This window comes from Amycolatopsis arida (genome assembly GCF_900115565.1).
GTDB lineage: Bacteria > Actinomycetota > Actinomycetes > Mycobacteriales > Pseudonocardiaceae > Yuhushiella > Yuhushiella arida.
Map to the genome: position 1 here is coordinate 88111 of NZ_FOWW01000008.1, position 12061 is coordinate 100171.

8 protein-coding genes are annotated in these 12061 nt (G+C 73.3%); 5 read left to right on the forward strand and 3 right to left on the reverse strand.

Features of this window, described 5'->3' with window-relative positions:
- Positions 1-116: 116 nt before the first annotated feature.
- The 5 genes from metE (at position 117) to BM051_RS21305 (ending at position 7619) form a co-directional block, all read left to right on the forward strand.
- Positions 117-2432: a 5-methyltetrahydropteroyltriglutamate--homocysteine S-methyltransferase gene (gene metE, locus BM051_RS21285; RefSeq protein ID WP_092533312.1), complete on the forward strand. Its 2316-nt coding sequence runs from the start codon at positions 117-119 to the stop codon at positions 2430-2432.
- An 85-nt stretch (positions 2433-2517) separates the two neighbouring features.
- A complete protein-coding gene (locus BM051_RS21290; RefSeq protein WP_092533315.1) occupies positions 2518-4029 on the forward strand; it encodes a cytochrome P450 in 1512 nt (503 codons plus the stop codon).
- A 225-nt stretch (positions 4030-4254) separates the two neighbouring features.
- Entirely contained in the window at positions 4255-6057 is a 1803-nt protein-coding gene (locus tag BM051_RS21295) for a diguanylate cyclase domain-containing protein (RefSeq protein WP_092533787.1), read from the forward strand.
- A gap of 100 nt (positions 6058-6157) precedes the next feature.
- Positions 6158-6616: a peroxiredoxin gene (locus tag BM051_RS21300; RefSeq protein WP_092533790.1), complete on the forward strand. Its 459-nt coding sequence runs from the start codon at positions 6158-6160 to the stop codon at positions 6614-6616.
- 301 nt (positions 6617-6917) lie between these two features.
- On the forward strand, positions 6918-7619 hold the full coding sequence (locus tag BM051_RS21305) for an RraA family protein (protein ID WP_092533318.1): 702 nt from the start codon (positions 6918-6920) through the stop codon (positions 7617-7619).
- A gap of 192 nt (positions 7620-7811) precedes the next feature.
- Here the strand turns inward: BM051_RS21305 and BM051_RS21310 are convergent, their stop codons facing one another.
- From BM051_RS21310 to BM051_RS21320, 3 genes are all read right to left on the reverse strand, one after another.
- Complete coding sequence (locus BM051_RS21310; protein WP_092533320.1) at positions 7812-8999, reverse strand: LCP family protein; 1188 nt, start codon at positions 8997-8999, stop codon at positions 7812-7814.
- A gap of 177 nt (positions 9000-9176) precedes the next feature.
- On the reverse strand, positions 9177-9872 hold the full coding sequence (locus tag BM051_RS21315; RefSeq protein ID WP_092533324.1) for an alpha/beta hydrolase: 696 nt from the start codon (positions 9870-9872) through the stop codon (positions 9177-9179).
- 175 nt (positions 9873-10047) lie between these two features.
- The gene (locus BM051_RS21320; protein ID WP_092533327.1) at positions 10048-11913 is read right to left on the reverse strand and encodes an ABC transporter ATP-binding protein; all 1866 of its coding nucleotides are present in this window, start codon (positions 11911-11913) and stop codon (positions 10048-10050) included.
- Positions 11914-12061 lie beyond the last annotated feature (148 nt).

Below are 12061 nucleotides of genomic sequence, written 5' to 3' on the forward strand. Positions count from 1 at the left end.
GTGAGAGAGTGCCCGCACGGAGAAGTTGATCACTAGGCTCGACCGTGTCGGAGGTCCTTCGGCGTGGCCGGGCCGCTTCCCGGTGCCACGCGGTGATCGAGCACCTGGGGAGGCGTATGAGCGAGCAGCGCGTCGGCAGCACCGTCCTCGGCTACCCACGGATCGGCCCGAACCGGGAGCTCAAGCGCGCCGTGGAGGGCTACTGGGCCGGCAGGGTCGACGAGGGGGAGCTGTCCAGGGTCGCCCGGCGGCTACGGCTGGACACGTGGCGGGGGCTGGCCGCCGCCGGGCTCGACAGCGTCCCGAGCAACACCTTCTCCTACTACGACCACGTGCTCGACACCACCGCGCTGCTCGGCGCACTGCCCGCGCGGTTCACCGACCTCGACCTGTCCACACTGGACACCTACTTCGCCGCGGCGCGGGGCGTCCCACACGCCCCCGCGCTGGAGATGACGAAGTGGTTCGACACCAACTACCACTACCTGGTGCCGGAGCTGGGCCCGGACACCACGTTCACCCTCGCCGAGCGCAAGCCGCTCGACGAGTACCGGGAGGCGAAGGCGGCCGGCGTCGAGACCCGCCCGGTGCTGCTCGGCCCGGTCACCTACCTGCTGCTGGCCAAGCCGGCCCCCGGCGCGTCGGCCGGCTTCCGGCCGCTGGACCTGCTCGACGCCGTCCTGCCGGTCTACGCCGAGCTGCTGGGCGCCCTCGCCGAGGCCGGCGCCGACTGGGTCCAGCTCGACGAGCCCGCGTTCGCCGCCGACCGCACCCCCGCCGAGCTCGCCGAGCTCGAGCGCGCCTACGCGACCCTCGGCGGCCGGCGGGACCGGCCGCGGTTGCTGGTCGCCGGCTACCTCGGCGCGCTCGGCGACGCGCTGGGCGTGCTCGCCCGCTCCCCGGTCGAGGCGCTGGCGCTGGACCTCGTGTCCGACCCGGCGGCGGTCGACCAGGTCGCCGGCACCGCGGCGGCGAAGGACAACGCGCTGAAGGGCAAGGAAGTGGTCGCCGGCGTCGTCGACGGGCGCAACGTGTGGCGCACCGACGTCGACGCCGCGCTGGCGACCCTCGCCCGGCTGCGGGACACCGCCGCCCCAGAGATCTCAGTGGGCGTGGGCACGTCCTGCTCCCTGCTGCACGTGCCCTACGACGTCTCCGCGGAGACCGGGCTCGACGAGCGACTGCGCGGCTGGCTCTCCTTCGCCGAGCAGAAGGTCGCCGAGGTGGTGCTCCTCGGCCGTGCGCTGCGGGCTGGCGCCGGCGCGGTCGCCGGCGAGCTGGCCACCGCCCGCGCGGCCACCCGCGACCGGGCGAGCGCCGGGCAGCTCCGCGACCCCCGGGTCCGCGACCGGCTGGCCGCGCTCCGCCCCGAGGACGCCACCCGGACCGACCACGCGCGGCGGGTCGCCGCCCAGCGCGCGTCCCTGGACCTGCCGCTCCTGCCGACGACGACGATCGGCTCCTTCCCGCAGACCGCCGAGGTGCGGCGGCTGCGTGCGGCGCACCGGGCCAGCCGGGTCGACGCGACCGAGTACCGCGCGGCCATGCGGGCCGAGATCGAGCGGGTGATCCGGCTGCAGGAGGACCTCGGCCTCGACGTGCTGGTGCACGGAGAGCCGGAACGCAACGACATGGTGCAGTACTTCGCCGAGCAGCTCACCGGCTTCGCCACCACGGAGCACGGGTGGGTGCAGTCGTACGGGACGCGCTGCGTGCGCCCGCCGATCCTGTACGGCGACGTGTCCCGCCCCGCGCCGATGACCGTGGAGTGGGCGACGTTCGCGCAGTCGCTCACCGACCGGCCGGTGAAGGGCATGCTCACCGGCCCGGTCACCATGCTCGCTTGGTCGTTCGTCCGGGACGACCAGCCGCTCGCCGACACCGCGCGGCAGGTGGCGCTGGCCGTGCGCGACGAGGTGCACGATCTGGAGGCCGCCGGCATTCGGGTCATCCAGGTCGACGAGCCGGCGCTACGGGAGGGGCTGCCGCTGCGCCGGGAACGGCACGCCGAGTACCTCGGTTGGGCGGTGGCGGCGTTCCGGTTGACGACCGCCGGCGTTGCCGACGGCACGCAGGTCCACACGCACATGTGCTACGCGGAGTTCGGCGACATCCTGCCGGCGGTCGAGTCGATCGACGTGGACGTCATCAGTGTCGAGGCGGCCCGCTCCCGGATGGAGGTGCTCGGCGACCTGGCCGAGTCCGGCTTCTCCCGCGCCGTCGGCCCCGGGGTCCACGACATCCACTCCCCACGGGTGCCCGACGTCGAGGAGATCACCGAACTGCTGCGCACCGCGCTGGAGGTGGTGTCGGCCGACCGGCTGTGGGTCAACCCGGACTGCGGGCTGAAGACCCGCGGCTACGCCGAGGTCGAGCCCGCGCTGCGCAACCTCGTCGCGGCCGCCCGTGCGCTGCGTCCCACGGTCGGCTGAACCCATCCCACCCTCTTGTCACATTGCCAACAGTGCGGCACCGTGGAGGACGACGGGACACTCTCGACGCGGAGAGGCGGCGAGCATGGCACGCACGGTCGGCAAGGTGGCGAGCTCGCTCCGCGAGCGCGTTCCCGCGCTCTCCCTCCCCGGCGCCGTCGACAAGGTGGCCGACTCCCTCCGCGAGCACGTCCCCCCGCTCACCGCGCTGCCCCTGCCGCAGGCGGTCGACCAGCGCTGGCTCGACCTCCGCTGGCCGGTGCGGGAGCTGGCGCCACCGCCCTCCGGCAGCGGGCTCGCGCCCGTGCTCGGCGACGCCGGCCCACCGCTGGTCGGGCACGCACTGGAGTCCATGCGGTTCGGCGTCGACTACGCCCTGCGCCGCTACGAGCTGTTCGGCCCGGTGTCCTGGATGGGTGCCTTCGGCCAGCGGATCGTCTTCCTGACCGGGCCGGATGCCACCCAGGTCGCGCTGGTGAACAAGGACAAGGCGTTCTCCCAGGCGGGCTGGAAGTTCTTCATCGAGCGGTTCTTCGACCGCGGCCTGATGCTGCTCGACTTCGCCGAGCACCGGGCACACCGCCGGATCATGCAGGAGGCGTTCACCCGCGACCGGCTCGCCGGCTACGTCGACCAGATGGGGCCGACCCTGCGGGCCGGGGTCACCGGCTGGTCGGGCCAGTCCCGGCCACGGTTGTACTGGCTGCTCAAGCGTCTCACGCTCGACGTGGCCACCCGGGTGTTCATGGGCATGCCCAGCGGCGTCGAGGCGCGGGAGGTGAACCGCGCGTTCGTGAACGCGGTCCGCGCCGGTACCGCGCTCGTGCGCCACCCCGTTCCCGGTGGCCGCTGGGCGGGGGGCCTGGCCGGGCGGCGCCGGCTGGAGCGATACTTCGCCGAGAACCTCCCGGCCAAGCGGCGGACCGACGGCGCGGATCTCTTCTCCGCCCTCTGCCACGCCAGCACGGAGGACGGCGCACGGTTCACCGACGCCGACGTGGTCAACCACATGATCTTCCTGATGATGGCCGCCCACGACACGTCCACGATCACCAGCACCGCGGCCGCCTACTACCTGGCCAAGCATCCCGAGTGGCAGGAGCGGGCCCGGGAGGAGTCGTTGCGGCTCGGTGACGCGCCGCCGGACATCACCGCGCTGGACGAGCTGCGCACCCTCGACCTGGTGATCCGGGAGTCGTTGCGGCTGGTCGCCCCGGTACCGACGTTGGCCCGCAGGACGGTTCGCGACACCGAGGTGCTCGGCCACCACATCCCCGCGGACACCCTGGTCGGCGTGGTCCCGGCGATCAACCACTTCGCCCCGGAGTGCTGGACCGACCCGCACCGGTTCGACCCGGAGCGGTTCGCCGAGGGTCGCCGGGAGGACCGTTCGCACCGGTACGCCTGGATCCCGTTCGGTGGGGGCGCACACAAGTGCATCGGGCTGCACTTCGGCATGTTCGAGGTCAAGGCAATCCTGCACGAGATGCTCCGGGCCCACCGGTGGAGCCTGCCGGAGGAGTACACGGTGCGCTGGGACTACGTTTCCCTGCCGGTGCCGGTCGACGGACTGCCGGTTCGGCTCAACCCACGCTGAGAGGTTCGGCCCACCCCGTCGACCGAGCGTGATCAACTAGGTACTGATCATCACCCTTTCAGCCGGTAGACACCCTGCCATTGGCATGATGCCGTGGCATGACTCTCGGCCTACCAGGGCGGGGCACCGGTGCCTACTCTCCGGTACCCCGTCCGACCTGGCCTTTGTTCCTTCATGAAGGGGTGGAGCGTGCCTGAACCTGGTGCGGAACCAGGGTTGGTGGACATCGCCCGGCGCTGGGCGAGCACGTTGGCGGACACGAAAGGAGTATCCCTTCACCCGGACGTGCTCGAGGACGTCCTCTTGGACGTGGCGCGGGAGTCCCGGGCGCAGGCCGAACGCGCTCGGGAGGCCGCGGTGCGCCGGTTCACCGCGCTGTACTCGGCCTCGCCCATCGGCATCGCACTGGCCGATCCGGGTGGCGTGATCGTCGAGGCCAACGCCGCGCTGGGCCGCATCCTCGGCCGCTCCGCCGAGAGTCTGCGCGGCATCCCGATCCCCAGCCTCGGCTCCGCGGACCGGGACATCAACTCGCTGCGGCTCGGCGTGCGGGAGCTGGTCGAGCACACCCTGCCGCACTACCGGGAGCGGATGCGCCTCGAGCACGTCGACGGTCCACTGTGGGTACACGCGACGCTCGCGCCGCTGCCCGGCGACCACGAGGGCCGGGTCTACCCGGTGCTGATGGTCGAGGACATCAACGAGCTGCACCTGCTGCAGGAGACGCTGCGGCACCAGAACCTGCACGACCCGCTCACCGGGCTGCCGAACGCCTCGCAGTTCAGCGCGAAGCTGGAGGCCGCGGTGTCCGCCGGCGAGGACCAGGTCGCGCTGGTCTACCTCGACATCGACGGCTTCAAGGTCGTCAACGACGGGCTCGGGTACGAGGTCGGCAACCAGGTACTCCGCGGCGTGGCGCACAAGCTCACCTCGGTGTTCCACGAGCACGACGCGTTCGTCGCCCGGCTCACCGGTGACGGGTTCGCGGTGCTGCTGCACGGCCGGTTCACCGCCACCGAGGTGGTGAACCTGGTCCAGCACGCGTTCGACGAGCTCGCGGAGCCGATGTACGTGGACGGGCACGGCGTCGGGGTGAGCGCGAGCGCCGGCATCGTCGTCCGCCCTGCCGCCGACACCCACCGCGAGGTCCTCCGGGCCGCGGAGATCACGTTGCATCGCGCCAAGGAGGCCGGCAAGGCGCAGTGGGTGCTGCACGACCCGGAGCTCGACGCCCGCAGCCGGACCCGGTATCGGATCGGCGCGGTGCTCGCCGGCGCGCTGGAGAACGGCGAGTTCGAGCTGCTCTACCAGCCGACCGTGAAGCTGGCCGATCCGAGCGAGCTGGCCGCGGTGAACGCCGGGCTGCGGTGGAACCATCCGGAGTTCGGCGAGCTCGACTCCGAGGAGTTCTACCCGCTCGCCGAGACCACCGGGATGACCGTGCCGCTCGGCCGGTGGCTGCTCGCCGAGGCGCTCGCGGCGACGGCCCGCTGGCGGGAGCGGTTCGGCGATCGGGCGCCGGAGGTCTGCGTGCGGCTGCCGAACCGGCTCGCCATCGACCCGGACCTGGTGCTGCTGGTCAAGGAGCAGCTCGACCGCCACAACCTGCCGGGACAGGCGCTGCGGCTGTGCACGGACGGGCCGTCGGTGCTGGACCCGCGCGGCGAGGTGATGGACTCGCTGGCGGTGCTCGCCGAGCTGGGCGCCACCATGGTGCTGACCGTGTCCGGCACCGCCGACCTGGAGCTGATCCCGTCGCACCAGCTACCGGTGCGGCACGTCATCCTCAGCGGCGCGGTGGTCGACGCGCTCGCCGAGCACGACGACGAGGTGGCCAGCCGGCACCTGCGACACCTGATCGAGCGTGGCCGGGAGCTGGGCCTGCGGATCGGCGCCGAGGGCGTCCGCAACCGCGAGCACGCGGCGCGGCTGCACCGGCTCGGCGTGCTCGCCGCCCGTGGTCCGTTCGTCACCGAGGCCGCGACCGGCGACGCCATCGACGAGCTGATCGCCCAGCACGCCCGGTGAGCTGGGACCCCGGAAGGTCGGCACTCCGTGACGACCGGCAGGATCACCCATGGACGCAGGACACGCCAACCGCGACCGGACCGGTCGGGAAGGGACGCCGATGAAGCAGGGTGACCGCGCGCCGGACTTCACGCTGCCCGACGAGAGCGGGCAACCACGCTCGCTGTCCGCCCTGCTGGAGGCCGGCCCGGTGGTGCTGTTCTTCTACCCGGCGGCGATGACGCCGGGGTGCACGGCCGAGAGCTGCCACTTCCGCGACCTGGCGGCCGAGTTCGGCGAGGTCGGCGCGCAGCGGGTCGGGATCAGCCCGGACCCGGTGGACAAGCAGCGTGCCTTCGCCAGCACGCACGGCTTCGACTTCCCGCTGCTGTCCGACCCCGACGGCGCGGTGGCGAGCCAGTTCGGCGTGCGGCGTCGCTTCGGCCCGCTGCTCACCCGCCGGCACACCTTCGTCATCGACACCGACCGCACGGTGCTCGAGGTGATCAAGAGCGAGTTGCGGATGAGCGCGCACGCCGACCGCGCCCTCGAGGTGCTCCGCGGCCGCACCCGCTCCTGATCGCGAGAGCTACGTTCGAGACCGCGACATCGTCGTTGGGGACCGCGAGTTCTCCGTTCGGTACGGCGAGTTCGGCTTTCGGGCGCGGTGTCCGGGCCCGCACGGCGGCGACGGAGCCTTCCGCCACCGCCGCCCGCTGGCTAGGGTCGGCGAACGAAGGCCGTGCCGGCGCGCCGGTTCCACCACTGCGGCCCGCACCGCGCCGGCCCGCGCCGCACGACAGCCTCGTCCCACGGCCGGCCCGGCCACTCGCCGCCGCGGCCCTCCGACCGACCCATCACTCGAGCGGGAGGTACCCGGCATGGATCAGCACGCGCTCCGTCAGCGGTTCGCGACACTCACCACGGCCCACCTGGCCGACGGCTGCCTCCGGACCGGGGTCCCGGTGCGCTGCGCCGCGCTGCGGTCCGTGGTGCCGGGTGGGCGCCTGGCCGGGCGCGCCCTGCCCGCCCGCCACGTCGGCAGCGTCGACGTCTTCCTCGAGGCGTTCGGCGGGGCCGAGCCGGGCGACGTGCTGGTGGTCGACAACGGCGGCCGCCGCGACGAGGCCTGCGTGGGCGACCTCGCCGTGCTCGAGGCGCGCGCGGCGGGCCTGTCCGGCGTGGTGATCTGGGGCCTGCACCGCGACACCGCCGACATCCGCGCGATCGGGCTGCCGGTGTTCAGCCTGGGTGCCCTGCCGACCGGCCCGCTGCGCCTCGACCCGCGGCCGGCGGACGCGCTGGAGTCCGCCGGCGTCGCCGACGTCACGGTGACCCGCGCCGACCTGGTCTTCGCCGACGACGACGGTGTGCTCGCCGTGCCGGCCGACCGGGCCGACGACGTCCTCACCACGGCCGAGCGAATCCGGGACACCGAGCGCCAGCAGGCCGACCGGATCCGCGCCGGCGAGCCACTGCGCACGCAGGTGCGGTTCGACGCCTACCTCGCCGAGCGCCGGCGGCGGCCGGAGCTGACCTTCCGCGAGCACCTGCGCGCCGTCGGCGGTGCCATCGAGGAGTAGTCGACCGCGAGTTCGCCCGCCACGTCGCTGTGTTTGCCGCTCACGCCGCCGCGTCGGCCCTTCGCGACGGCGCGTCGACCGCCCGCGGCCTACCCGGGTGCACGGGAAGCGCGACGCGTCGGCCGCCCAAACGGTGCCGAGGACGAGGCCCGCCCGGGCGCGTCCCCGGCGGCCCTCCCTACGCCCCGGGTCCTAGTTGACGATCAGGCTGTCGGGCACCGGCTGGTCGGTGCGCAGCGCCTTGAACAGCTGCTGGGCCTTGGCCTTGTCCCAGCGCTCGGCCGAGCCGGACGTCACCGGCACCGTCCCGGTCACCACGCCGCCGGAGGAGATGCCGCGCATCGCCCACGCGAGGCCGACCAGGTTGTGCAGGTGGTCGCCGGTGTCCATGGTCAGCGCGTCCGGCGCCGTGGACAGCAGTGGGAACAGGTGGAACGGGTTGAGCAGCGTGCCGGGGCCGGACATCTCGCTGACCAGCGCGCCGATGAACTTCCGCTGGTTGGCCACCCGGTCCAGATCGGACCGTGGGGTCGCCGAGCTGTACCGCATCCGGACGAACCCGAGCGCCTGGGCACCGTCCAGCTCCTGCCGACCGGCCGGGATGGTCACGCCGGTCATGCTGTCGTGCATCTCCTCGGGAATGTCCATCTCGACCCCGCCGATGGCGTCCACGATGGCGGCGAACCCGCCGAAGCCGATCTCGGCGTAGTGGTCGATCCGCAGGCCGGTGGCCTGCTCCACGGTCCGCACCAGCAGCGCCGCGCCACCGAAGGAGAACGCGGCGTTGATCTTGTTGGTGCCGTGGCCGGGGATCGGCACCCGCGAGTCGCGGGGCAGGCTGAGCAGGATCGGCGGGGTGTCGTTGTCCGGCAGGTGCGCCAGCATGATCGTGTCGGTCCGCTGACCGCCGGTGTCCCCGGTGGACAGTCGTGCCTCGTCCTCCGGATCCAACCCGGCCCGCGAGTCCGAGCCGACGATGAGCCAGTTCGTGCCCTCGGCGGCCGCCGGCCGGCCCTCGTACTCCGGCAGCGCGTCGATCCGGTTGATGGAGAACTCGAGGTAGACCCACACACCGGCGACGAACAGCACGAACACCATCAGCAGCGACAGCAGGACCTTGCCGGGGTTCCACCGCCGGCGCCGCCGGGACAGAGTCTGGCGGGGAGGCGGGCCGGCCGGCCGGGGCGGTGCCTGGCGCGGCGGTGCCTGGCGCGGGGGTGCCTGCCGGGGTGGTGGACCGGAGCGCACCGGCCGCCGCGGCGCCGCCTCCCGGCCCGGCAGCGGCATCATCTGCGCCGCCTGGTGCCGGCGGGGACCCCGCGGCGGTTGCCGAGGTCCCGAAGGGGGCTGGTAGCCGCGGTGATCTCCGCCATAGGTCATTGGCCCATCATCCCATCGTCGTCCCCGAGGCCGCGGCATCCCCGGCGCCATGTCCACCCACCGCACCTCTCCCCCGCCCAGACGTGTGACACGCCGGCAGGGTTGTGCGCGGAGCGCCGGACGTCACACACCCGTCACCGGCGGCGCACCGGGGCTCACAGGCGGCTCACAGGCGGCTCACAGGCGCAGTCGCAGCCGCTCGTCGGCGGGGCGGCCTCGAGCGGCGGCCAACGTTCCGGCGCCGCCCGGCAGGTCGAACGCCTCGGCGGCGAAGGCCCGGACGAGGGCGTTCCACACCGCGGCCCGGCGCAGCATGCCGTGGCCCTCGGCGGCGACCTCGAACCGCACGACGCTCTTGGCGTGCGGCTCGGCGCGGCGGGCGTAGCCGAGCGACTCGGCCGGGCTGGTGACCCGGTCGGCCACCCCGTGCGCGATGAGCACGTCCCGCCCGGTCACCGGCGCCACGGGCTCGCCGGCTGGGGTCCACGGCGCGAGGGCGCACACCGCGACGACCGCGGGGTCGTCGGCCACTCGCAGCGCGACGCGTCCACCCATGGAATGACCGAGCAGCGCCACCGGCAGCCCCGGGTGGGCGGCGGTGAGCCGGGCCAACGCCCAGCGCGCGTCGCACACCGGGTCGTGGTCGGGCGCGTTCCACCCGTACACCCGGTTGCGCAGCAACGCCACGCGCACCCCGTGCCGCCGGCCCAGCCGCTCGACGAGCCGCGCGAACGGCACCATCCGCAGGTACGCCAGCCGCCACGGCGACACCGCCGCGTGGCCGCGCTCCGCGCCGCCGTGCAGCACGAGCACCACGCCGCGCACCGCCCCCTCCGCCGGCCACACCCGCAGCCCCGGCATCCGCTCCGTCACACCCACCCCCACCGTGTCCGCGCTCCCCGTCCGCGTGTCCGCGCTTCCCGTCCGCGTGTTCGCGGTTCGCGTACGTCACGCCGTCCCTGGAGCACCGACACATGCTCACAGACCGCGGACACACGCGCACAGACCGCGGACACACGCGCATGGAGCGCGGACACGGGCGCGGGGATCATGCGGCGGCGGGTTGCTCGGCGAACTGGGTGTGGTAGAGCTCGGCGTACCGCCCGCCGGCGGCGAGCAGCCGCTCGTGCGTGCCGCGCTCGACGATCTCCCCCGCCTCCACGACGAGGATGAGATCGGCCGCGCGGACCGTGGACAGCCGGTGCGCGATCACCAGCGAGGTGCGCCCGTCCAGGGCATCGGCCAGTGCCTCGCCCACCGCCGCCTCCGACTCGGAGTCCAGGTGCGCGGTCGCCTCGTCCAGCACCACGACCCGGGGCCGGGCCAGCAGCAACCGGGCGATGGTCAGCCGCTGTCGCTCCCCGCCGGAGAGCCGGTAGCCGCGCTCCCCGATCACCGTGTCCAGCCCGTCCGGCAGCGAGCGGACCAGCGCGGACAACCGCGCCCGCTCCAGCGCGTCCCAGATCTCGGCGTCGGTGACGCCCGGCCGGGCGTAGGCGAGGTTGGCCCGGATGGTGTCGTGGAACAGGTGACCGTCCTGGGTCACCACACCCACCGCGTGGCGGACGGCGTCGAACCTCAGGTCGCGAACGTCCACACCGGACAACCGAACGGCACCCGAGTCGACGTCGTAGAGCCGGGGTACCAGCGAGGCGATGGTGGACTTGCCGGCACCCGACGAGCCGACCAGCGCGACCATCTGGCCCGGCTCGGCGCGGAAGCTCACGCCGTGCAGCACCTCCTCGCCACCGCGGTTGTCCACTGTGGCCACCTCCTCCAGCGAGGCCAGCGAGTACCGGTCGGCCGCGGGGTAGCCGAACCGCACGTCGGTGAACTCCACCGAGACCCCGCCCGCGGGCAGGTCCCGCGCGTCCGGCTTCTCCTTGATCATCGGATCGAGGTCGAGCACCTCGAAGATCCGCTCGAAGGACACCAGCGCGGTCATCACGTCCACCCGCACGTTCGCCAGCGCGGTCAGCGGCGTGTAGAGCCGGGTGAGCAGCAGCGCCAGCGCCACCACCGTGCCGGCGGCGAGCTGGCCGTCGAGCGCCAGCCACCCGCCGAGGCCGTACACCAGCGCCGTCGCCAGCGCGGACACCAGCGTCAGGCTGGTCATGAACCACCGGGTGAGCATCGCCGTGCGCACCCCGATGTCGCGCACCCGGTCGGCCCTGGCGCCGAACTCCGCCGCCTCGACGTCCGGCCGACCGAACAGCTTGACGAGCGTGGCACCCGGCGCGGAGAACCGCTCGGTCATCTGCGTGGTCATCGCGGCGTTCAGCTCGGCCGACTCCCGCTGCAGGCCGGCCATCCGCCGGCCCACCCTGCGCGCCGGGAGCACGAACACCGGCAGCAGCACCAGCGCCAGCAGGGTGACCTTCCAGGACAGGGTGACCATCACGGCCAGCGACAGCGCGAGCTGGATGACGTTGGTGACCAGGCCGGACAGCGTCGCGGTGAAGGTGCGCTGGGCGCCGATCACGTCGTTGTTGAGCCGGCTGACCAGCGCGCCGGTGCGGGTGCGGGTGAAGAACGCGATCGGCATCCGCTGCACGTGCCGGAACACCGTGCGGCGCAGGTCGTAGATCAGCCCCTCGCCGATGCGCGCCGACTGCCAGCGCTCCACCAGACCCAGCCCAGCGTCGGCGATCGCCAGACCCGCGATCACCAGCGCCAGCAGCACGACCACGCTGGCGTCGTCGCCGTCGACGATCGCGTTGACCACCTGGCCGGCGAGCAGCGGGCTGCTGACCGCCAGCACCGCCGAGATCACCGTCAGGACCAGGAACACCACGATTCGGCGCCAGTGCGGCCGGGCGAACTCGGCGACCCTGCGCACCGTCCCGCGGCGCAGCCCCTTCGGCGCGTCCGCCGCGCGCATCGCGCCGCTCATCAGTGACCAGGCGTTGTCCATCCCGCCAACCCTTCCCCAGATACCTCGACCTACATCGAGATACAGTTCGCATTTCTCCTGGGTAACACCGGCTTCCAACTCTATCTTCCCGGTCCGACAGAAGTTCTCGACAACTCCTCGGCAGTGGTGCCGCGGACCGCCGCCGACC